Annotated in this window: 22 protein-coding genes, 2 tRNA genes, 1 pseudogene and 1 other annotated feature; of the genes and pseudogenes, 17 read left to right on the top strand and 8 right to left on the bottom strand. The window is 51.6% G+C overall.

The features are described from left to right. Positions 1–82 precede the first annotated feature (82 nt). From JQU52_RS07425 to JQU52_RS07415, 3 genes are all read left to right on the top strand, one after another. On the top strand, positions 83–355 hold the full coding sequence (locus JQU52_RS07425; RefSeq protein WP_230340472.1) for an oxidative damage protection protein: 273 nt from the start codon (positions 83–85) through the stop codon (positions 353–355). 190 nt (positions 356–545) lie between these two features. Next, positions 546–2,606 (top strand): polyphosphate kinase 1, encoded by a 2,061-nt coding sequence (ppk1, locus tag JQU52_RS07420; protein WP_230340471.1) that lies wholly within the window; start codon positions 546–548, stop codon positions 2,604–2,606. 156 nt (positions 2,607–2,762) lie between these two features. Continuing rightward, positions 2,763–3,443, top strand: coding sequence for an IS1595 family transposase (locus tag JQU52_RS07415; protein ID WP_230340470.1), 681 nt, complete (start codon positions 2,763–2,765; stop codon positions 3,441–3,443). A gap of 112 nt (positions 3,444–3,555) precedes the next feature. On the opposite strand, the gene JQU52_RS07410 is transcribed toward JQU52_RS07415, so the two are convergent. Next, entirely contained in the window at positions 3,556–5,025 is a 1,470-nt protein-coding gene (locus JQU52_RS07410) for a protein adenylyltransferase SelO (protein ID WP_230340469.1), read from the bottom strand. Between the two features lie 327 nt (positions 5,026–5,352). On the opposite strand from JQU52_RS07410, the gene JQU52_RS07405 reads away from it, so the two are divergent. From JQU52_RS07405 to JQU52_RS07360, 10 genes and pseudogenes are all read left to right on the top strand, one after another. Next, on the top strand, positions 5,353–7,431 hold the full coding sequence (locus JQU52_RS07405) for an ATP-binding protein (protein ID WP_230340468.1): 2,079 nt from the start codon (positions 5,353–5,355) through the stop codon (positions 7,429–7,431). A gap of 23 nt (positions 7,432–7,454) precedes the next feature. Next, complete coding sequence (locus JQU52_RS07400) at positions 7,455–7,814, top strand: response regulator (protein WP_230340467.1); 360 nt, start codon at positions 7,455–7,457, stop codon at positions 7,812–7,814. 15 nt (positions 7,815–7,829) lie between these two features. Then, positions 7,830–8,288, top strand: a complete 459-nt coding sequence (locus tag JQU52_RS07395) for a chemotaxis protein CheX (RefSeq protein ID WP_230340466.1) — start codon at positions 7,830–7,832, stop codon at positions 8,286–8,288. 100 nt (positions 8,289–8,388) lie between these two features. Continuing rightward, complete coding sequence (locus JQU52_RS07390) at positions 8,389–8,532, top strand: hypothetical protein (RefSeq protein WP_230340465.1); 144 nt, start codon at positions 8,389–8,391, stop codon at positions 8,530–8,532. Between the two features lie 10 nt (positions 8,533–8,542). Beyond that, a pseudogene (locus JQU52_RS07385) lies at positions 8,543–9,358 on the top strand (IS3 family transposase); the annotation flags it as partial. Beyond that, positions 8,658–8,773 (top strand) — a sequence feature (AL1L pseudoknot). It overlaps the preceding pseudogene by 116 nt. A gap of 14 nt (positions 9,359–9,372) precedes the next feature. After that, positions 9,373–9,675 (top strand): transposase, encoded by a 303-nt coding sequence (locus JQU52_RS07380; RefSeq protein WP_407947613.1) that lies wholly within the window; start codon positions 9,373–9,375, stop codon positions 9,673–9,675. Between the two features lie 74 nt (positions 9,676–9,749). Further along, positions 9,750–10,244, top strand: a complete 495-nt coding sequence (locus JQU52_RS07375) for a winged helix-turn-helix domain-containing protein (RefSeq protein ID WP_230340464.1) — start codon at positions 9,750–9,752, stop codon at positions 10,242–10,244. A gap of 14 nt (positions 10,245–10,258) precedes the next feature. Continuing rightward, positions 10,259–10,798, top strand: a complete 540-nt coding sequence (locus tag JQU52_RS07370) for an IS630 family transposase (RefSeq protein WP_230340463.1) — start codon at positions 10,259–10,261, stop codon at positions 10,796–10,798. A gap of 214 nt (positions 10,799–11,012) precedes the next feature. Further along, positions 11,013–11,088 (top strand) — tRNA-Val (locus JQU52_RS07365). A 34-nt stretch (positions 11,089–11,122) separates the two neighbouring features. Then, positions 11,123–11,199 (top strand) — tRNA-Asp (locus tag JQU52_RS07360). Positions 11,200–11,256: 57 nt separating this feature from the next. Here the strand turns inward: JQU52_RS07360 and JQU52_RS07355 are convergent. Together JQU52_RS07355 and rsmI are read right to left on the bottom strand one after the other, a co-directional pair. After that, positions 11,257–11,457, bottom strand: a complete 201-nt coding sequence (locus JQU52_RS07355; protein ID WP_230340462.1) for a dodecin family protein — start codon at positions 11,455–11,457, stop codon at positions 11,257–11,259. 206 nt (positions 11,458–11,663) lie between these two features. Next, positions 11,664–12,545, bottom strand: coding sequence for a 16S rRNA (cytidine(1402)-2'-O)-methyltransferase (gene rsmI / locus JQU52_RS07350; protein ID WP_230340461.1), 882 nt, complete (start codon positions 12,543–12,545; stop codon positions 11,664–11,666). A 99-nt stretch (positions 12,546–12,644) separates the two neighbouring features. Between rsmI and JQU52_RS07345 the strand changes: the two genes are divergently transcribed. The 4 genes from JQU52_RS07345 (at position 12,645) to JQU52_RS07330 (ending at position 14,834) form a co-directional block, all read left to right on the top strand. Beyond that, positions 12,645–12,989, top strand: coding sequence for a YraN family protein (locus JQU52_RS07345; RefSeq protein ID WP_230340460.1), 345 nt, complete (start codon positions 12,645–12,647; stop codon positions 12,987–12,989). Positions 12,990–12,998: 9 nt separating this feature from the next. Continuing rightward, entirely contained in the window at positions 12,999–13,586 is a 588-nt protein-coding gene (locus JQU52_RS07340; protein ID WP_230340459.1) for an SIS domain-containing protein, read from the top strand. Positions 13,587–13,651: 65 nt separating this feature from the next. Continuing rightward, complete coding sequence (locus JQU52_RS07335; protein ID WP_230340458.1) at positions 13,652–14,263, top strand: BON domain-containing protein; 612 nt, start codon at positions 13,652–13,654, stop codon at positions 14,261–14,263. A gap of 97 nt (positions 14,264–14,360) precedes the next feature. Next, positions 14,361–14,834: a hypothetical protein gene (locus JQU52_RS07330; RefSeq protein WP_230340457.1), complete on the top strand. Its 474-nt coding sequence runs from the start codon at positions 14,361–14,363 to the stop codon at positions 14,832–14,834. Positions 14,835–14,967: 133 nt separating this feature from the next. Here JQU52_RS07330 and JQU52_RS07325 read toward each other — a convergent pair whose 3' ends face one another. From JQU52_RS07325 to pilQ, 5 genes are all read right to left on the bottom strand, one after another. After that, positions 14,968–15,939, bottom strand: coding sequence for a calcium/sodium antiporter (locus JQU52_RS07325; RefSeq protein ID WP_230340456.1), 972 nt, complete (start codon positions 15,937–15,939; stop codon positions 14,968–14,970). A gap of 320 nt (positions 15,940–16,259) precedes the next feature. After that, positions 16,260–17,228, bottom strand: coding sequence for an agmatinase (gene speB / locus JQU52_RS07320; RefSeq protein WP_230340455.1), 969 nt, complete (start codon positions 17,226–17,228; stop codon positions 16,260–16,262). Positions 17,229–17,253: 25 nt separating this feature from the next. Further along, positions 17,254–18,339, bottom strand: a complete 1,086-nt coding sequence (gene aroB, locus JQU52_RS07315) for a 3-dehydroquinate synthase (RefSeq protein WP_230340454.1) — start codon at positions 18,337–18,339, stop codon at positions 17,254–17,256. Further along, entirely contained in the window at positions 18,320–18,874 is a 555-nt protein-coding gene (locus JQU52_RS07310; RefSeq protein WP_230340453.1) for a shikimate kinase, read from the bottom strand. Before JQU52_RS07310 ends, aroB begins: the two co-directional genes overlap by 20 nt. A gap of 67 nt (positions 18,875–18,941) precedes the next feature. Then, positions 18,942–21,062 (bottom strand): type IV pilus secretin PilQ, encoded by a 2,121-nt coding sequence (gene pilQ, locus JQU52_RS07305; protein ID WP_230340452.1) that lies wholly within the window; start codon positions 21,060–21,062, stop codon positions 18,942–18,944. Positions 21,063–21,079 lie beyond the last annotated feature (17 nt).

Raw genomic sequence — 21,079 nt, 5'->3', positions numbered from 1 at the left:
CTTGTTTACAAGTTTACAAGTGCCAGATACCTTAAGGCTGCCTGAAACCCTGTTACCACATCATCTAAAAAAGGAACACATCATGACGCGCATGGTTCACTGCATCAAACTGGGCAAAGAAGCCCCCGGCATGAAATTCGCCCCGCTGCCCAACGCACTGGGGCAACGCATTTTCGAACAAGTATCACAAGAAGCCTGGGAAGGCTGGCTGCGCCACCAAACCATGCTGATTAACGAAAACCGCTTAAGCTTGGCCGACGCACGCGCACGCCAATACATCGGCCAGCAAATGGAAAACTATTTCTTCGGCGACGGTGCCGACCATGTCAGCGGCTATACCCCGCCGCAAAGCTGAGTTTGGTTTTCAGCCCTAAGATAATCCGGCCATATATAAAAGGCTGCCTGAAAGCCGCAAATCGTTTTCAGGCAGCCTTTTATTCATGATTTTGTCATGTTTGTCTGCTATCTATTTTGTTTGCCTTGCTGTCAAAACCATGCCCACCGTATGGGCAGCCATCCAAATATTGTTTGCATGAGAGCGTTTTATGTCTGAATCCACCACACTGTTGTGCCGCGAACTGAGCCTGTTGCAATTTAACCGCCGCGTGCTGGCGCAAGCACAAGATGTGCGTGTGCCCTTATTAGAGCGCCTGCGTTTTTTGTGCATTGTGTCGTCTAATTTGGATGAGTTTTTTGAAGTGCGCATGGCCTGGCTGCGGCGCACGTGCGTGTTGCAGCCGCATACCGCCTTGGCCAATGGCGAGCTGCCCGCCGCCGTTATCCACCATGTAGCCGCCGAGGCGCACCACATCATCAGCGAGCAATACCGCCTGTTTAATCAAGAGCTGATTCCGGCGCTGCGTGAAGAAGGGATTTATTTTTATCCGCGCCGCACCTGGAGCGAAGCGCAGCAACAATGGGTGGCCGATTATTTCAGCCGCGAGCTGCTGCCCATTCTCACCCCCATCGGCTTGGATCCTTCGCATCCTTTCCCGCGGCTGTTGAATAAATCGCTCAATTTCGTAGTAGAGCTGGAAGGCAAAGACGCCTTTGGCCGCACCGGCGGCATGGCGATTGTGCAAGCACCGCGCATTTTGCCGCGCGTACTCAAACTGCCGGCGGCGTTGTGCGACGGCCACGACGGCTTTGTGTTTTTGTCGTCCATTCTGCATGCCCATGTGCATACCCTGTTCACCGGCATGACCATCAAAGGCTGCTACCAATTCCGCCTCACCCGCGACAGCGATTTGAGCGTAGACGAAGAAGACGTTAAAAACCTGCGCACCGCCATTGTGGGCGAGCTGCGCGACCGCCAATACGGCAGCGCCGTGCGCCTGGAAGTGGCCGACAACTGCCCAGAGCATGTGTATGACTTCTTGCTTGGCCAATTCCAGCTCAGCCGCGCCGAACTTTACCGCGTACAAGGCCCGGTTAACTTGGTGCGGCTGATGGCCGTGCCCGATATGGTGGATCGTCCCGATCTTAAATTCACCCCGCACAGCCCCAGCACCCCGCAGCTGCTGCGCAAAAACCGCCCGCTGCTGGACGTGGTACGCCAGCAAGACGTGCTGCTGCACCACCCTTATCAATCGTTTGAGCCCACCGTGCGCCTGATTCAGCAAGCCGCCCGCGATCCGGACGTGGTGGCGATTAAAATGACCATCTACCGCACCGGCAGCAATTCCGATCTGGTGGCCGCGCTGATGGCCGCTGCCTCGGCCGGTAAACAGGTAACCGTGGTGGTGGAATTGATGGCGCGCTTTGACGAAGAAAACAACGTCAACTGGGCCAGCAAGCTCGAAGCCGTGGGCGCGCACGTGGTGTATGGCGTATTCGGCTACAAAATCCACGCCAAAATGGTGTTGATTGTGCGCCGCGAAGAAGGCCAGCTCAAACGCTACGCCCATCTGGGCACCGGCAACTACCATCAAGGCACTTCGCGCCTTTATACCGACTTCGGCCTGATGACCGCTGATGAAGCCATCACCGCCGATGTCAACACCGTGTTTATGGAAATCACCGGCTTAGGCCAGCCCAACCGCCTACACAAAATCGCCCAAAGCCCGTTTACCCTGCACAAAATGCTGCTGGCCAGCATCGAGCACGAAACTGCCGCCGCCAAAGCGGGCAAACCGGCACGCATCATGGCCAAAATGAACTCACTGGTGGAGCCGAGCATCGTGGCTGCCCTGTATGAAGCCAGCGCCGCCGGTGTGCAAATCGACTTGGTGGTGCGCGGCATTTGCGTGCTACGCCCCGGCGTGCCGGGCTTGTCTGACAACATCCGCGTGCGCTCGATTATCGGCCGTCTGCTGGAGCACGCGCGCGTGTTTTATTTTGAAAACCACGGCCACAGCAAAGTATGGATTTCCAGCGCCGACTGGATGGGGCGCAACCTGTTCCGCCGCGTAGAAACCTGCGTGCCGGTTGAAAATCCGCCACTCAAAGCCCGCATCATCCGCGAAGCCTTTACCTTGGCGCTGGCCGACAACCAACGCGCCTGGCTGATGCAGCCCGATGGCAGCTATGTGCGTGCCGAAGCGCAAGACAACACCGCCAAAATCAATCTGCAAGATACTTTGCTGCATGAATACGAGCAGCATTAATACCAATTCTATAAAAAACCTAACTGCGTTGGCTCCCCTTAGCGCAAAGCGAACGATTTACTAGGGCACTAAAGCACCAAATAAATCTGTTCCGCCTTGTTATCTGTGTTGGGGCTTAGGAAGCAAAATCACGATATTTAGTGATAAGCTTCAGATATGCCTATAAAAAATAGATACCAAAAGTTCAGCAAAATCTCTGAACCGAAATTCCGTCAAATCATCCGCTACTTCGCACTTGATTTGACCGCTTCTGATACTGCCCGTTTGACCGGTATTAGTGTGCGCAGCATCAACAACCTATATCTTAAACTGCGTGTTCGTTTAGCGCAGTTGGCTGAGCATAATGCGCCTTTATCCGGCATCGTCGAAATGGATGAGTCTTATTTCGGTGCCAAACGCATACGCGGTAAACGTGGGCGTGGCGCAGGTGGTAAAACCATTGTGTTCGGTATTCTCAAACGAGGTGAGACTGTTTATACCGAAATTGTACCCAATGCCGCCAAAGCTACGCTGTTAAAGGTCATTCGCGGACATCTTGATGTGCAAAGCATCATCAATACCGATGGTTGGCGTGCCTATGATGGCTTGGTTGATGTCGGCTACGAAAAACACTTTCGGGTGCACCATGGCAACAACGAGTTTGCCCGTGGCAATCAGCATATCAATGGGATAGAATCCTTTTGGAGCTATGCCAAAGGGCGTTTGGCAAAGTTTAAAGGTGTTGCCAAACACACTTTTTACTTACACTTGAAAGAAACAGAGTTCCGTTTCAATCACCGCCATCAAAACGTGTATAAGACTTTATTAAAAATGCTTAGAGAAAAACCTCTAGCGTGATTTTGCTTCCTAAGCCCCCTGTGTTATAGAATTGGTATAAAACCGTTTGCAATGAAAAGGCTGCCTGAAAACAAAGTTTTCAGGCAGCCTTATTGATTCATTACCCTTTATATTAGCTAGAACAGCTCAAACAAATTTCACTCGCCCAAGCCGGTGGCAGCACAGCAAAATCGGCAAATTCCGCCCGCTCGGTGAAAGGATCGGCCATACAGCGTTGCAAACGGTCAATTTCACGGTAGTCGGCCAAGTCGCGCGCCTGCACAATCGCTTGTTCCAACAAATAATTACGCAACACATACAGCGGATTTACCGCATCCATCGCCGCCTTGCGTTCGACTGCATCGCGGTTTTCGGTGCGCAAACGCTGGCGATAACGCGCCACCCAGCTCGCCAACGCATGGCGGTTCTCCCATAAAGCAATGAGTTTTTCCGGCAGCGCAGCGGTGTCGTCGGCATCAATCTCGCTTAAATAGCGGAACATCAAAGTGAAATCCACCCGGTCGGCATGCATGGCGGCAAGCAAGCCGCTAATCAGCATTTCATCGTCACGCACTTCGGTATTCAATCCCAATTTGGCTCGCATCCGCCGCCAATAGCTGTGCCAATACAACGGCACAAAATCATCCAGCGCACGCACCAAATCCGCTTCGGCCACCAGCGGCAAAAACGCCGACGCCAAGCACGACAAATTCCACTGGAAGATATACGGCTGCTCTTTATAGGCATAGCGTCCGCCGTCATCGGAATGATTGGGCACATAATGCTGGGAAAAGCCGTCCATAAAACCAAACGGGCCGTAATCGATGCTCAGCCCCAGCAAAGACATATTGTCGGTATTGAGCACACCGTGGGTAAAGCCCACGCTTTGCCAGCCCGCCACCAGCTCAGCACTGCGGCTCACAATGGCGTTAAACAGCGCCAAATACGGCGCTTCGGCAGTGGCGCATTCAGGATAATGATGGCGGAGCAAAAAGTCTGCCAAGGGTTGGATGTATTCGTGGCGACTGCGGTGATAAAAATACTCAAAATGGCCGAAGCGCAAAAAACTGGGCGCAATGCGGGTTACCACCGCTGCAGTTTCGGCGGTTTCGCGATAAACCGCATCGTTGCTGCCCGTTAACGCCAGCGCGCGCGTGGTGGCAATACCCAGCCCGTGCATGGCTTCGGAGCACAAATATTCGCGAATGCTGGAGCGCAACACCGCACGGCCATCGGCAAAACGCGAATACGGTGTTTTGCCCGCCCCTTTAAGCTGCCATTCCCAACGTCGGCCTACAGCATCAATCGAATCGCCCAACAATATGGCACGGCCATCGCCCAATTGCGGCACATACACACCAAACTGATGGCCGCTATACACTGTGGCCAACGGTGCTTGCGGATACTGTTTCAGGCTGCCTGAAAGCGCCAACAGATTAGGCGGACAATCCAGTGCATCGACAGCCACGCCCAAGACCTTGGCCAAGCTGGTATTAAACGCCATCGCCACCGGCTGCTGTAAAGCCGTGGGGCGAACGGCCTCATAAAAAACCGGCGGCAAGGTGCCCAATAAAGGGGCTTGTAATGGCAAGGTATGTGTCATGGCATTGATTCCAATTATTTAATTTTAAATATTTTAATTATCTTATAATTATCCGGCATGTGAGCATAATTTTGAAATCCAAAATGCATATAAATTATTGATAACAAAAATATTGTAGTACAATACAAGCATAAAATATGTTATCTGCGTATTTATTGAATAAATCTCAAAACTTGAAAATATTATTTGTGAGATAAGATTGCATGGCTTAAAATGTAATTTCAATCCACAAATCTTAAACTGTTTTAATGATGTTAAAATAGATTTAAGAGCAAATCTGCACTCAACACACTCAATCACTCTTTAATTTTAAGGTAGGGCTGCTTTATGAAAAACAAGGTAGGCAAGGCGTCTGGTTCCCGCTATCGTTCGCTCATCGTCTCCATTGCGGTTTTGGTGGTGCTGTTCGTTTTGATTTTGCTGGTAAACATCTTTTCGTCCAACCGCATCCAAAACGCCAACCAAACCGTAACCGAAGCTGGTTATATGCAAACCAGTATTCAGTCTATCATTAAAGAGCTCTATAACCTTAAGCTCTACTATGGCGAAGACCCGAACAGTCCGGTGGTAAAAGCTTCGCTGCAAAGCCTGCGCGACAACCAAAAATTGTTTAATGAGCACTTGCACGCGTTTTCAACCGGTGGGCAGATAAACGATGAACATGGCCAAGTACAACTGAGCGGACTAACTGATCCTGAGATTAAAAAATCACTGGTCACACTGCAAGAAAACTGGCAGCCCCTGAATGAGGTGCTCAGTACCTATTTGAAAGACGCAGGCTCCATCCGCAACGACAGCACCACCTTAGACTTGGCGGTGCTGAGCGCCCAAGACAAAAACCGTATTTTGTTTAGCGAAGTATCAGCGGTAGCCGAAGCAGTTCAAGAACAAGCCCAAACCACAGCCACCGTGTTACGCTGGATTCAGGTAGCTGCCATTGCGGTTGTATTGGCCTACTTTATCTTCTTTATCCGCTTCTTTATGAGCCGCCTGCTGTCTGCCGACCGCAGTGCAGCACAGGCCAATGAAGAAATTAAAGAAATCATGACCACGGTAAACAGCGGCTTGTTCCTGCTGGATCGCAACTTAAAAATCGGTAGTCAATATTCTACCGAGTTGATTAAAATTCTAGGGCGTAAAGACATTGCAGGCTTAAGCTTGGTGGACTTACTCAAAGACTTGGTGAACAGCGAAGACGTGCAAATGACGCACAGCTTTGTAAATCAGCTCTATAACGGCCGCGTTAAAGAAAAACTGATTGCCGACTTGAACCCGCTCAGCCGGATTCAGGTTACCATGCAAAGCCCACAAGGCGAATCGGTGGTCAAATATCTTGATTTCCGCTTTAACCGCGTTTACAACGGCAAAGAAATCATCCGTATTTTGGGCAGCGTGGCCGATACCACCGATGCCGTACGTCTGCAAGAACGTCTGCAACAAGAACGTGAGCAAAGCGATACCCAATTGCAAATGTTGGGCAGCTTGGTGAGCGCCGACCCCAGCGTGATGAACGACTTTATCGAAAAAGTAAACCGCTACAGCAACCAGATCAACCAAACCCTGAAAGACCCCAGCAATACACCTTCTGCCCTGCGCTATAAAGTAGACTCCATCGCCCGTGAAATCCACACCATTAAAGGCGAGGCCAGTGCGCTGAACTTAGGCAGCTTTGTGGATTTGGCCAACGAATTTGAAAACCACCTTAAAAACCTGAAAGAGAAAAACAAACTGGTAGGTGAAGACTTCTTGCCTTTAACGGTTTCTCTGGAAGAATTGCTCACCCTCACCTCAACCATCAATGACTTGAACAGCAAAGTGGGCCACGACCTCAACAATGCCTCTGCACACGGCTTACCGGCAATAGTATTTAAAACCCATATCGAAAAATTCATTGCTGATTTGGGTATGCGCAACCGCAAACAGGTGGGGGTTTCTTTTGGCAATGCAGACGTATTAAACAGCCTTAAGCCGGAAAAAATATCGTTATTACGTGAAATGGTGGTACAACTGTTGCGCAACTCTGTGGCGCATGGTATTGAAAGCGCAGAAGAACGCACCGCCAAAGGTAAATTGGCGGTGGGTCATGTACATATTCAATTCAACCAAACCGGCAATGAGCTTTATTTCTCCGTAGAAGACGACGGTGCCGGCATTGATTATGAAAAAATTCGAGCCAAAGTCGGTGCCAGCATGAGCCCGTCCGACGCAGCCCAGCTAACGGTTGAGCAACTAAACCGCTATATCTTTATACCCAATTTTTCCACTTTGGATTATCACAATGATGATGCCGGACGTGGTGTTGGCTTAGATGCAGTAAAAACCAAAATTATGGAACTGGGCGGTAAATTAAAGCTGATGTCCGAAAAGGGGGCATTTACCCGGTTTATGTTTAAAATTCCGAATTGATTAGCAAGGGAATAAGCAAAAATATGAAAACCATTATGATTGTGGATGACTCCAACGTTATCCGAAGTAAAATCCAGCGGGCGTGCGCCGGCCACTTTGAAGTTGTGGCCACCGCCCAAAATGGCGAAGAAGCGCTGCGTTTTTATAGCGAACTTCGCCCCGATGTGGTCACCATGGATTTAACCATGCCGAAGATGGATGGCTTAAAATGCATCAATGAACTCATGGAGCTGGACCCGGAAGTCAATATCTTAGTGATTTCCGCCCTATCCGACAAAGCCACCGGCATTAAAGCCATTGAGCTGGGTGCACGCGGTTTTGTTTACAAGCCGTTCAGTGATGAAGCACTGAATGAAGCCTTAACCGAAATTATTGAAAACTAAAGTAAGGATAATGTTGTGACTGAAGAACAATTACAGGTATTTATTAACGGTGTTAATAACTATTTCCAACAAATCAGCAAAAATGAAATCACCGTTGGCACGCCCTACTTGGTGGAAAACACCCACCCTGCGGCCAAAGACTATACCGGCATTATCGGTATTTCCGGCATCAGCGAGGGCATTGTATACTTTACCGCCCCCAAGGATTTGCTGGAGCGCATGCTGGTGATGTTGGGCGAACGCGATTTGAGCGAAGCCAATATGATTGACTTGGTGGGCGAGGTAGCCAATACCATTTCAGGTAATGCCCGCAGTGAATTTGGCGAGAATTTTGATATTTCAGTGCCTTTTGTAATTAAAGGCGCCCCCGATGAAATCACCCTACCCCGCAAAGACCGCTCATATGTGATTCCGGTTGAATGGTGTGAACGCAAAGCCTCTATTGTGGTGGCGCTGCGCAAAAAGCTGAATTAGCCTACAAAAAGCCGTATGATGCACAATCATACGGCTTTTATTTACAACATTGAACCGCCCCGAGATTCCAGGAGACACAACTTTCTGAGAGAATCTCATCATGAAAAGCAAATACGCACCCGAAGTAAAGCAACGCGCCATTCGACTGGTACAAGAGCAACGCAGCGAATATCCAACCCAATGGATGAACATAGTCGCCATCGCCACCAAAATAGGCTGTTCACCCGAAACCCTGCGCAGCTAAATTAAACGACATGAAGCCGATATGGCCGATAACGGCCAAGCCGTTAACGATGCCCGACGCATCAAGCAACTGGAAAAAGAGAATAAAGAATTACAGCGCGCCAATGAAATCCTACGCTTGGCTGCCGCTTTTTCGCCCGGGCGGAACTCGACCGCAAACCCAAGTAATGGTCGACTTTATCAATCGCCACAAAACCGCTTACGGGGTCGGGTCGCTTGGCCGTTATCGGCCGATTGCCCCGTCAAGCTACTATCGCCATCAACAGCAATCCCAACATCCGCAACAGCGCAGCCGACGCTGCCTGAAAGATGAACATTTGCTTATCCTTATCCGCAACATCCGGCAACAGAGCCGCCAAATCTATGGTGCACGTAAAGTCTGGAGGGCTTTGTTACGGGATGGTCACCGCGTTGCCCGCTGTACGGTGGAGCGCCTGATGCGCAAGCATCAAATGCAGGGTGTGTGGCGGGGCAAAGGCAAACGCACCACGGTTTGCGACCCCCAACTGCAACGGGCAGGTGATTGGGTGAAACGCCGGCTCAGCGCCGAGAGTCCCAATCAGCTGTGGGTGGCGGATTTCACCTACGTAACCACCCATCAGGGCTTTGTATACACCGCCTTTGTGATTGATGTTTTTGCCCGGCGTATTGTCGGCTGGAAAGTGTCACAGCGGATGGATACCGACATGGTGATGGATGCATTGGCGCAGGCTTTGTATGCTCGGCGCCCGAAAGGGGTTATCCACCACAGTGACCGAGGCAGCCGGTATCTGTCGATACGTTACACCGAGCGGCTGCGGCAGGCACAGGTGAAGGCTTCGTCGGGGCGGTTCAGCAAGCCATGCAGCTACATATGCAGCATATCAGCAAGGAAGTACCGGAGGGTCGTCATGCAGTGGTTGTTATGGATGGCGCTTTATGGCATCAAGCCGATTTAAACCTACATAATGTGACGATGCTGAAATTGCCGCCGTATTCACCGGAGTTGAATCCGTCTGAACAGATATGGCAATATCTAAAGCAGCATGATTTATCGAACCGATGCTTTGATGGTTATGATGCGATTGTAGATGCTGCTTGTGTGGCTTGGAATCGGTTGCGTGTACAGCTTGAATTGATTCGGTCGATTACCTCTAGGGCTTGATCTATTGCATGTTATACCAATTCTACAAAATACAATACAATAGAACCCAAGCCCAAACTCCCCCAAACACCACCATGCCCAAACTAACGCCCCGCAAACACCAGCTGACCGATCATGATTTTTTGAAACTGTCCAAAACAGAGTCAAATCCGAGAGCGCGGATCAAATTGTTGATGCTGCATCAACTGAGCTTGAGTCACAGCTTAGACAGCATTGCACAAACCTTCGGCTATCATCAACAAAGCATCAGCGTCATCAGAAAGCACTATTGGCTGTATGGGCTGGACAGCATCTACGACAAACCCGGCAGAGGCCGCAAAAGCCTGTTGGCCGAAAAAGACATCGAAGCCTTTAAGCAAGCCATTGTAGAACAACAACAGCAAAGGGGCGGCGGCAGGCTGACTGCTGTTGATATTGCCCGTATTGCCAAGGAAGACTTTAATACCGACTACACACCGAAAGGCATTTACGGCTTATTGTCCCGCATCGGCATCAGCTGGGTATCTGCCCGCAGCCGGCATCCCAAAGCGGATCAGCAGGCAATGGATGATTTTAAAAAAACTTCGTAAACCATGTTCGGACAGTGCTGCCTGAACACATTGAGCTGTCTGACGTAGACATCTGGTTTCAAGATGAAACCCGTATCGGCCAGCAAGGATCCATCACCCGGGTTTGGCACTATTGCGGCCAAAGGCCGAGGGTCGTACGCCAACAGCAATTTGAGTCTGCCTACTTATTTGGGGCATTCTGCCCCTCAAGCGGCAACAGTGTGGGTTTGGTATTGCCGTATGTGAATAAGCAAGCCATGCAGCTACATATGCAGCATATCAGCAAGGAAGTACCGGAGGGTCGTCATGCAGTGGTGGTTATGGATGGCGCTTTATGGTATCAAGCCGATTTAAACCTACATAACGTGACGATGCTGAAATTGCCGCCGTATTCACCGGAGTTGAATCCGTCTGAACAGATATGGCAGTATTTAAAGCAGCATGATTTATCGAACCGATGCTTTGATGGTTATGATGCGATTGTAGATGCTGCTTGTGCGGCTTGGAATCGGTTGCGTGTACAACTTGAATTGATTCGGTCGATTACCTCTAGGGCTTGGTCTATTGTATGTTAATTTAGAGAATTGGTATTAATTCAGAGAATTGGTATTATGTTTTGTTTTAAACTTGCATAAGCCCATCTACAGCGCAGCAGTATCTTTTGCCAGCATTCAGCTCAACTATATTTCATTTGAAAACTGAAATTTATCCGTAGCAGCAGTATTTTTGCGCAGAAATACTTGCCAATAAAAGTGCCATCTGGTTTAATAGCGGCTTCTTCAGACGTACGGGTGATTAGCTCAGTTGGTAGAGCGCCTGCCTTACAAGCAGGATGTCGGCGGTTCGACTCCGTCATCACCCACCAAGTTTTCGTTTTTGTGCCGCGCACAGAAACACGCGCGGTGGTAGCTCAGTTGGTTAGAGTACCGGCCTGTCACGCCGGGGGTCGCGGGTTCGAGCCCCGTCCGCCGCGCCAAAGAACAAATAAAAAAGCACCGTATTTAAACGGTGCTTTTTTATTTGCGGCTTGCAATCACGCAACCACAAAAGTAATGCTCATGTTAACCCGGTATTCCACAATGGCGCCGTCTTTTACAACCACTTTTTGTTCCTTAACCCAAGCGCCTTGAACATTATCCACGGTTTCAGATACCTTGGCGATGCCTTTCTTAATAGCATCTTCAAAGCCCACCGAACTACTGGCATTCACTTCAATAATTTTGGCAATGCTCATATCCACTCCTTAAATCCTGTTGTAAACAAAATAAACCAATGGCCGCATTGTTTGCCGACACGAAGCATTGTTTCAGATTTTTTCTTTAAAATCAAATTTTAATAAACAAACAACACCAGAAGAGTGTTGATTGTAAAGAGCTGGTTCACCACAGCATCGCGGCGTGGCCATCCAATCCATTTTGCGTCTATACCATCGCGTTCTGCTCAATTCCCTTTATCTTGCTTCTGCACCAACGCCCAATCATACAATGCTTTTTTGTTCTCACCGCTGATTTGCGCCGCCAATACCGCCGCCTGCTTGGTGGGCAGCTCGGCAGTTAAAATCTGCATAATGTGTTGCGCCTGCGCCGACAAGGCAGCGTCTTTGGGGCGCACGGCAGCGTGCAGCACCAGCACCATTTCGCCGCGGTTTTGATTGGCATCAGCCAATAAGGCTGCCTGAATTTCCGCCACGCTGCCGGATAAAAAGGTTTCAAACGTTTTGCTGATTTCGCGCCCCAATACCAAAGTACGCTGCGGATACAGCGCCGCCATCTCGGCCAAGGTGGCGGCAATGCGGTGAGGCGCTTCAAACATCACCACCGGGTAATCCGCTTCCTGCCACTGCGCCAGCCGTTTTTGGCGCTCGCCGCTTTTGGGCGACAGAAAACCGGCAAAGTAAAAATCGGGTTGCGTCACCCCGGCCACGCTTAAGGCCGCCATCACCGCACTGGGGCCGGCCACCGGCACCACTTTAAAACCGGCTTCGCGCACGCGAGCAGCCAGCTTGGCACCGGGATCGCACACCGCCGGCGTGCCTGCATCCGACACCTGCGCCACGCTCTGCCCTGCCGCCAGCGCCGCCACCACTTTATCGGCCATATGCTGCTCGTTGTGCTCGCGCACACTGAGCAGCTTGCCTTGGATGCCGTAAGCGGCCAAGAGCTGCTGCGTTACGCGCGTGTCTTCAGCACAAATCAAATCCACCTTAGCCAGCACCGCCAGCGCGTGTAGAGTGATGTCGGACAAATTGCCGATGGGCGTGGCCACCACATACAAGGTTTGCGGTACAATGCGGCCAAGGGCTTTTTGGTAATGGGTTTGCACGGTTTTATACTCGGTTCGGTATGATCAATAGGCTGCCTGAAAAGCAGCGCCACTATACCACAGACCATGCAAACCAAGCGCCCGATACCCGGAGGGCTTATGCGTTTAAACCATCCGCAAGGTGCCGCTGCCGAAGAAACGGCATGGCGCTTTTTGCAACAACAAGGCTGCCGCTTGCGGGTGCGCAATTGGCATTGTCCGTTTGGCGAAATCGATCTGATTGTCGAACACCAAGCCACCTTGGTGTTTGTGGAAGTGCGCTACCGCCAAAGCCAAGCCTACGGCGGTGCCGCCCACAGCATCGGCGTCACCAAGCTTGGGCGGCTGCAACGCAGTGCCGAGTATTATATCCAGCAACACCGCATTACCCAACCTTGCCGCATTGATGCCGTTTTGATTCACGGCCGGCAAGCACCCGAATGGCTCACCAATATTACAGGTTGATAAGGTTTTATGAGCAGCACCCACATCGAACAGCATTTTATCGACAGCGCCGCCTTGTTGGCACAATGCCAAACCGTGCTGGCCGAGCCCACCGCCGCCGCCGCGCAAACCCTACTGGGTGCCCTGATGAACGACGGCAAGCTCTTATTGTGCGGCAACGGTTTTGCCGCTGCCCTAGCCGACAGCCTGTGTGCCCATCTGGTGCTGCGCTTAGAGCAAGAGCGCATGGAGCTGGCGGCCTTATCCTTGTGCAACAATGCCGCCATCCTCACCCATTTAATGCAACACCCGCCCACAGAGCAGCTGTTTGCCAAGCAAATCCATGCCTTGGGCAAACAACACGATGTGTTATTGTTGATTTCGGCGCTGGGCAACGAAGCGAACTTATTGGCCGCCGTCGATGCCGCACACGAACGCAGCATGGCGGTAATCGCCTTTACCGGCGGCATAGGCGGCGAGCTGGCCGCCCGCCTGCACGACCAGGATGTGCTGCTGAACATCCCCCATAACCGCCCCATGCGGATATGGGAAGCGCAAACGGTATTGATGCACGCCTTGTGCGACCATATCGATCACTTACTGCTGGGCACCGCTTGAATTTTTGTTCAGGCAGTCTCAACATGCCTGGCCAACCTTTATCCGTATCCACACAGGAAAAACCGATGAAAAAACCCCTCTGCACCCTGCTGCTGGCCGCTTCGCTCACCACCGCCTTAAGCGGCTGCGTACCCGCCTTAATCGGCGGCGCCGCCGTAGGCACCCTGTCTGCCACCGATCGACGCAGCACCGGTGCTCAGGCCGACGACCAAGTAATGGAATTGCGCACTCAGGAAACTGCCCTGTCGCATTTGCGCGCCCACAACCAAACCGCCGGATTCGAGCCGAAATTGTCGGTAATCAGCTACAACCGCCAGCTCGTATTGCTCGGCTTGGTGGCCACCGAAGCAGACAAGGCTTTTGTTGAACGCGTTGCCCGCGCCCAACCGTCTGCACAACGCATCTACAACTACATCGAAGTGGCGCAACAAGGCCGCAATTTGTGGAATGTGACCGACGATGCTTGGATTACCTCCAAAGCCCGCACCACCTTGCTCAACGCACCGGGTTTGTCGCCCAATCATGTCAAAGTGGTTACCTACAACGGCGTTACCTATGTGATGGGCGTACTCACTCCTACTGAACAGCAATCCGCCACCCAAGTGGTGAGCACCACCGCCGGAGTGAAAAAAGTGGTCACGCTCTACCAAACATTTGAGCCTGTTGCCCGGCCATAAAACGTTTTCAGGCAGCCTGCTCAATCGCAAGGCTGCCTGAATCGGGTATAATCACGCCGCTAAATTATTCAAACCCTTGTTTTAGCCAGGAACCCACATGACCGCTGCCAGCAAAGCCTCCGCCAAACCAACCCGCAAACGCATGAGCACCACCGCCAAAGTATTTTGGATACTGCTGGCCTTATTGTTTGTGGTGGTGGCCGGTTTTGTGTTCAGCGCTTGGCGTGAACTCAACCGCATCGCCCCGCCGGTGGCAAATCCTGCTGCCGGCAGTACACAGCAAGTTGAAGTACTCACCCCAATGGGCGCATCGCAAAACGTGCCCACCTTTGTGCCGGGCAAAAACAATGCTGTCGCCACCGCTTCAGCACCGGCCACCACCACCACACCTGCTGCTGCCACACCCAAACCCGGCACCAACACCGAAACCGCCCTAAAAACCGGCAGCAGCAATATTGTTGAAACACCGCTGCAACCGATTAATGTTCCGGCAGCCAAGCCTGCCGCTACCGACAAAACCGCCGAGAAGCCGGCAGCCAAACCCAAAAACACGCTCGATAATCTGTTTTAAAAGCCCTGTTTTGCAACAGCAGACGCAGTCACCATATTCACTCAAAGGCTGCCTGAAAATTTTGTTTTCAGGCAGCCTTTACTGATACTGAATTGTTTAGCTGATTAACCCGAGAGTCCTGCCGCCGCAATCATTAAAACGCCGTTTGCAGCAAATACACCGTATAGCCGATATACCCCGCCAGCAACACCCCGCCCTCAAAGCGGTTAATGCGGCCGCCATGACCCTTGCGCGACCAAGCAAAGGCAAACAGCAGCACGGTGAGCAGTCCCATCACCAACACATCACGGCTCAGCACTTCGGCGGCCACCGACATCGGATGAATCACCGCCGCCAAGCCCACCACCGCCAGCGTGTTAAACAAATTGGAGCCAATCACATTGCCCAAGGCGATATCGTGCTCGCCTTTGCGCGCCGCCATCACCGACGAAGCCAGTTCCGGCAACGATGTGCCAATCGCCACCACGGTAAGGCCGATCAGCAAATCGCTCACGCCTAAGCTTTGCGCAATGGTTACCGCGCCCCACACCAGCAAGCGTGAGCTGGCCACCAACACCAGCAAACCCAACACCAACCAGAACAACGAGTAGCCTAATGATGGCTGGCTGGCCGGATTGGCCAGCTCGTCGGCCACATCAACCACAATATTGTCTTTGCCGCGCAAACCCTTTAATACTGTCCACGTTAATACCGTCGCCAGCACCAGCAGCAACACCGCACCATCGGCCAGCGAGAGTTCGCCATCAACCAGCTGCCAAGCCGCCAGCACTGTTACCAACAACAAAATCGGCAATTCACGGCGCACAATTTGCGGCTGCACCGCAATCGGGCTAATCAGCGCGGTAACGCCCAAAATCAGCGCGATATTGGTGATGTTGGAGCCATAAGCATTGCCCAGTGCAATGCCGGGGCTGCCGTCTACTGCGGCCAGCACCGACACCACCATTTCCGGCGCCGAAGTGCCAAACCCCACAATCACCATGCCGATCAACAAAGGCGACATGCCAAAATGCCGCGCCGTGGCCGCTGCACCTTCAATAAAACGCTCAGCACTCCACACCAAAGCCCCCAAACCCGCCACCACCGCCAATATCGCCCACAGCATAATGTTTCCTTTTATTCACAATGAAAACCGCTTTCAGGCAACCTGAAAGCGGTTTTGAATACAGCTTTATTGTAGCAACTTTATTAAGACCGATGGGTATGATACCAACTGCCCATCCATTCACTGACTTCTTGCCAGATTGACATGATTCGGCTCCTGTATATTGATCAGCGATGGCCACACCATAACAAAACAGCCAATACAAAGAAATTTATTATTACCAATTCAATTATAGTTAAAAACTAAACATATAAACCGCCAGCCCATGAGACTAGGTTAATGCGCTTTAGGCTGCCTGAAAGCGCTTATGCCTTTTTGGATTACAATGTGCCGGCCACTTTCTTATTGCGCATCAAGCACAGCATATCAGCGGCAATGTGGGCGGCGGCAATGGCGGTGATTTCGGCATTGTCGTAAGCGGGCGACACTTCCACCACATCCATGCCCACAATATTCAAATCACCCAGTGCACGCACAATGCTCAGCGCCTGATGCGAGCTTAAACCACCGGCCACCGGGGTGCCGGTGCCGGGGGCAAAAGCGGGGTCGAGGCAGTCGATATCAAAGGTGAGGTAAACGGGGTTATCGCCAATCACTTCGTAAATGCGCTTTACGGTGGCATCAACGCCGTGTTCGTTAATCCACGGTGCAAACAGCATATTCATGCCCATAAAGTCGCTGTTCCATGTGCGGATGCCCACTTGCGCTGAGGTTTTGGGGTCGATTAGGCCGTCTTTGATGGCTTTGTAGAACATCGTGCCGTGGTTGAGCGAATCGGGGGCATCGTCGGGCCAGGTATCGCAATGGGCGTCAAAATGCAACAGGCTTAAGGGCTTGCCGTATTTTTCGGCGTGTGCTTGCAGCAAAGGATAGGTGATAAAGTGATCGCCGCCGAAGGTGAGCATTTTGGCATTGCTGTGGTTGATGATGTCGCGGGCGTGTTGCACGATGGTTTCGCGGATGGTCCACGGTTGATGCGCATCAAACCAGCAGTCGCCGTAATCAATCACCGCCAAATCATCAAAGGGGTCGAAGCCCCACGGAAATAAATTCAATTCAGCCAGTTGCACGCTGGCGGCGCGGATGGCGGCGGGGCCTAAGCGGGCGCCGGGGCGGAAGGTGGTGGCCAAGTCCAGCGGTACACCGGAAATCACCACATCGGCATCGGCCACGTCGCGGCTATAGCGGCGACGCATAAACGACAATGCGCCGGCGTAGGTATTTTCGGTGGCCGAGCCCATCAGGCCTTGACGGCGAAAGGCGCCGTCGCCGTAGATTTTGTCTGTCATGATGGTGTGTCCTTGCGGGGTGGTTTCAGGCAGCCAAATAAGGCTGCAAGGCGTGTTGTAATTGGGTGGTGTTGATTTGGCCGGCGATGTCCGCCAGCCCAAAAGCGCGCAGCACCACAAAACGCATTTGGCCGTCTTGCACTTTTTTATCGTGCTGCATATGCGCCAGCCATTTATCCAGTGGCATCCGCGGCGGCGCCACCGGCAAATTGGCGGCCTGAAGCAGTGCGATTACGCGCTCGGTATCGGCGGCTTTCAGGTAGCCCAGGGTTTCGGACAAACGGCAAGCCAGCACCATGCCTGCAGCCACTGCTTCACCGTGCAGCCATTGGCCATAGCCCATTTCGGCTTCGATGGCGTGGCCGAAGGTGTGGCCAAGATTAAGATGGGCACGAATACCGTGCTCTTTTTCGTCTTGCGCCACAATATCGGCCTTCATTTGGCAGCAATGGTAAACCGCTTGCGCCAATACATCCGGTTGTTGTGCCATCAGCGCAGCCATGTTGTTTTCCAGCCAAGTGAGAAAATCGGCATCGCCCAAGAGTGCATATTTAATCACCTCGGCCATCCCGGCGGAAAATTCACGCGCCGGTAAGGTTTGCAGGCTGCCTAAGTCGGCCAGTACGGCTTGCGGCTGGTAAAACGCACCAATCATGTTTTTGCCCAGCGGATGGTTGATGGCGGTTTTGCCCCCCACCGAAGAATCCACTTGGCTAAGCAACGTAGTGGGAATTTGCACAAACGGCGCGCCACGCTGATAAGTAGCCGCAGCAAAGCCGACCATATCGCCAATAACGCCGCCACCCAAGGCAATCAGGGTGGTGTTGCGTTCGGCCCGGTGCTGCATCAGGCCGTCGTAAATCATGTTGAGGGTTTGGCTGTTTTTATGCGCTTCGCCATCGGGCAGAATAATACTGAAATAGGCGCAGCCCAATGCGTCTAATACGGCTTGCAAGCGTGGCAAATAAAGTGGCGCCACCGTTTCATTGCTGATGATGGCTGCTCGTTTGCCGATATAAGGCGCCAGTGTTTGTTGCGGCTGCTGATAAACATTGTGGCCGATAAAAATAGGATAAGCGTGCGAAGGGGTGTTAACGTTGAGCGTGCGCATGGGGAAAATCGTTTTCAATTTGCCGCAGCAGCTGTTGTAGCATCTGCAGGCTATGTTGTTCGGTAACGTTCACCACGATGTGGGCGGTGGCTCGGTAGATGGGGTCGCGTTGATGATACAGCTCGGTGAGTTTGCCCAAGGGGTCGGCCACTTGCAATAACGGACGGTTTTTATCGTGGCGGGTGCGTGCCAACAACAATTCGGGCAATGCATGCAAATAAATCACCGTACCACGGTGGTGCAGCGCTTGCCGATTGGCTTGCTGCAATACCGCCCCTCCCCCTGTGGCCAGCACAATATTATTTTGCTGAGTGAGCTCATCAATCACCGCCGTTTCGCGGGCGCGAAAACCAGCTTCACCTTCCAGCTCGAAAATAATGGGAATGCGCACGCCAGTACGCTCGCAAATGACATGGTCGCTATCAAAAAAAGCATAGCCCAACCGCTGCGCCAACTGCCGCCCCAAAGTGGTTTTGCCGGCACCCATCAAGCCGACCAGGAAAAAATTGCCTGCCATGTTTTTCATGGCAGGCATTGTAACCGAATATGGGGGTTTCGGCATCCGTTTGGCGGTGTAAGCCGCCGTCTTCGAGTTTAAGGCTTTAGTAGCGCAAATTACTGCCGGCATTACCCATAATGCGCGGGGTGATGAAAATCAGCAATTCATTGCGCCTTTGATTGCGTTTTTGATATTTAAACAAATTACCTAGCACCGGGATATCACCCAGCAAAGGCACTTTGCGATCAATATTGGAGTTATCTTCTTCATAAATACCACCCAAAATCAGCGTACCTCCATCTTCCACCATCGCCCGTGTATTGAGGTTTTTGGTATTGATACATGGCGCGTAAGCAGAGCAAGATAAATCAACCGAATCTTTTTTCACCACCACATCCATAATCACATTGCCATCAGGCGTGATTTGCGGCGTAACGGTTAAACCCAGTACTGCTTTTTTAAAGCTGGTAGTGGTGGCGCCACTGGAGGAGGCTTCTTGATAAGGCACTTCTTTACCGGATTCAATAACTGCCTCTTTACGATCTTGTGTCAGCACTCGCGGGCTGGAAATAATTTTGCCACGGTTTTCTTCTTGCATGGCTTGCAGTTCCAAGCCCAGTGCGCCCGATGCCGTACTGCGAATTAATGACAAGGCGGATGTTGGGGAGCTTACCGGCAAATTGACATTGGGAATACCGAATCGACTATCGCCGAAACTACCTAATGCACCACTGGCCAAGCCACCTACAGTAGTGCTGTTGGTGCCATTAACATTGCGATAACCGCCGCCAAACCGCACACCTAGCTCACGCGAAAAACCATCCTGTGCCTCCACAATCCGCGCCTCTACCATTACTTGTTGCGAAGGCACGTCCAACTGAGCCACCAATTTTTCAAATTTCTGAATAATATTGGGGGTATCGGTAATAATCAGTGTATTGGTGGCCGGATCTATCAAGGCACTGCCGCGAGCGGTCAATATTGAGTTGCGATCATTGCTGTTACTATTGTTATCACTGATATTTAACACTTTGCGGAATTCTTCCGCACTTTTGTATTTCAGCTGGAAAGTTTGCGATACCAAAGGCCCTAAATTTTCAATCTCATTTTGTGCTTGCAAGGTGGCTTTGTCTTTATTGAGTAACTCTTCACGCGGCGCAATATTGATGATATTGCCCTGCTTGCGCATATCCAGATTGCGAGCCTGCATCACCAAGTCCAATGCCTGATCCCACGGCACATCTTTCAGTGAAATGGTCATTTTGCCTTGCACGCTATCGCTGGCCACAATATTCATGCCCGACTCTTTGGCCAAAATCTGCAAAATGGTGCGTACTTCCACATCTTGGAAATCCAAAGATACGCGTTTGCCGGCAAAAGATTTTTGTTGTGGCTTCAGGCCGCTGCTGGCCATATCCACTTGCGGTGAAATTTCGATGGTTTGACGGCTGCCGCTGCCAGAAGGGCGGAAAGTCCAGTTGCCTTGCATGCGTATGGTCAGCTGAGTGTCGTTGCCTAAGCGGCGCAAGGCAATGGTGCGTACCGGAGTGCTGAAATCAGTCACATCCAGATCGCGCTGCTGCTCGGTGGGCAGCGGCGCATTTTTATAAGTAATCATCAAACGGTCAGCCTGACGTTTGATCTCCGGCTGTCCACTATAATTGCCGATATTGATTTCCACCAAGCCGCTGTTGTTGGCACCCTTACGGAAGTCAACACCGATGGGGGTATTGGCAGCAGAGGTGCTTTTAGGTGCAGGGGTGTATACGGTTTCGGTGCGCACTTCAGTTACCGCAGCTACGGGCGGAGTACGCACTACTGCCGGGGCAGCCGCAGGTGCTGCGGTCGATTCCTGCACATACACCCATACTTCATTGCCCTTGATTTCGGTTTTATATTCACCGGGCTGCGCCAACGACAACATTAAGCGCGAACGATCCGCACTTTGCGCCGCAGCAATCTGTTTAAGCAAAGGATCATTGTATTCCAATACCGACTGTGGCAATTGCAAGCCGGTATTGGCAAAATCCAAGGCGATGCGCGCCGGACTGGGGGTAATGAAGCCGCTGGGGGCGGTAACATCACGATCAAATTGGATTTTGATGACTTTTTGGTTGTTTGGTAAGGCCGAAACATTGATGCCGGTGATGTTGCCTGCCCATGCTGCCTGACCCAGCAAACCCAGTCCTAAGGCAGACATAATTGTCATGGTTTTGAATTTCATTGTTATCTATCCCTTGG

It is taken from the genome of Paralysiella testudinis, from assembly GCF_016894345.1.
Taxonomy (GTDB): domain Bacteria; phylum Pseudomonadota; class Gammaproteobacteria; order Burkholderiales; family Neisseriaceae; genus Paralysiella; species Paralysiella testudinis.
Note: the sequence above shows the minus strand (reverse complement) of the source record. Positions and strands in the feature narration are given on the sequence as shown.

Excerpts from the sequence above, each read along its gene's own strand:
- JQU52_RS07425 (WP_230340472.1), top strand. The coding sequence starts at position 83 with ATGACGCGCATGGTTCACTGCATCAAACTGGGCAAAGAAGCCCCCGGC.
- ppk1 (WP_230340471.1), top strand. The coding sequence starts at position 546 with ATGTCTGAATCCACCACACTGTTGTGCCGCGAACTGAGCCTGTTGCAA.
- JQU52_RS07415 (WP_230340470.1), top strand. The coding sequence starts at position 2,763 with ATGCCTATAAAAAATAGATACCAAAAGTTCAGCAAAATCTCTGAACCG.
- JQU52_RS07410 (WP_230340469.1), bottom strand. The coding sequence starts at position 5,025 with ATGACACATACCTTGCCATTACAAGCCCCTTTATTGGGCACCTTGCCG.
- JQU52_RS07405 (WP_230340468.1), top strand. The coding sequence starts at position 5,353 with ATGAAAAACAAGGTAGGCAAGGCGTCTGGTTCCCGCTATCGTTCGCTC.
- JQU52_RS07400 (WP_230340467.1), top strand. The coding sequence starts at position 7,455 with ATGAAAACCATTATGATTGTGGATGACTCCAACGTTATCCGAAGTAAA.
- JQU52_RS07390 (WP_230340465.1), top strand. The coding sequence starts at position 8,389 with ATGAAAAGCAAATACGCACCCGAAGTAAAGCAACGCGCCATTCGACTG.
- JQU52_RS07380 (WP_407947613.1), top strand. The coding sequence starts at position 9,373 with ATGCAGCTACATATGCAGCATATCAGCAAGGAAGTACCGGAGGGTCGT.
- JQU52_RS07375 (WP_230340464.1), top strand. The coding sequence starts at position 9,750 with ATGCCCAAACTAACGCCCCGCAAACACCAGCTGACCGATCATGATTTT.
- JQU52_RS07355 (WP_230340462.1), bottom strand. The coding sequence starts at position 11,457 with ATGAGCATTGCCAAAATTATTGAAGTGAATGCCAGTAGTTCGGTGGGC.
- JQU52_RS07345 (WP_230340460.1), top strand. The coding sequence starts at position 12,645 with ATGCGTTTAAACCATCCGCAAGGTGCCGCTGCCGAAGAAACGGCATGG.
- JQU52_RS07340 (WP_230340459.1), top strand. The coding sequence starts at position 12,999 with ATGAGCAGCACCCACATCGAACAGCATTTTATCGACAGCGCCGCCTTG.
- JQU52_RS07335 (WP_230340458.1), top strand. The coding sequence starts at position 13,652 with ATGAAAAAACCCCTCTGCACCCTGCTGCTGGCCGCTTCGCTCACCACC.
- JQU52_RS07330 (WP_230340457.1), top strand. The coding sequence starts at position 14,361 with ATGACCGCTGCCAGCAAAGCCTCCGCCAAACCAACCCGCAAACGCATG.
- JQU52_RS07325 (WP_230340456.1), bottom strand. The coding sequence starts at position 15,939 with ATGCTGTGGGCGATATTGGCGGTGGTGGCGGGTTTGGGGGCTTTGGTG.
- speB (WP_230340455.1), bottom strand. The coding sequence starts at position 17,228 with ATGACAGACAAAATCTACGGCGACGGCGCCTTTCGCCGTCAAGGCCTG.
- aroB (WP_230340454.1), bottom strand. The coding sequence starts at position 18,339 with ATGCGCACGCTCAACGTTAACACCCCTTCGCACGCTTATCCTATTTTT.
- JQU52_RS07310 (WP_230340453.1), bottom strand. The coding sequence starts at position 18,874 with ATGCCTGCCATGAAAAACATGGCAGGCAATTTTTTCCTGGTCGGCTTG.
- pilQ (WP_230340452.1), bottom strand. The coding sequence starts at position 21,062 with ATGAAATTCAAAACCATGACAATTATGTCTGCCTTAGGACTGGGTTTG.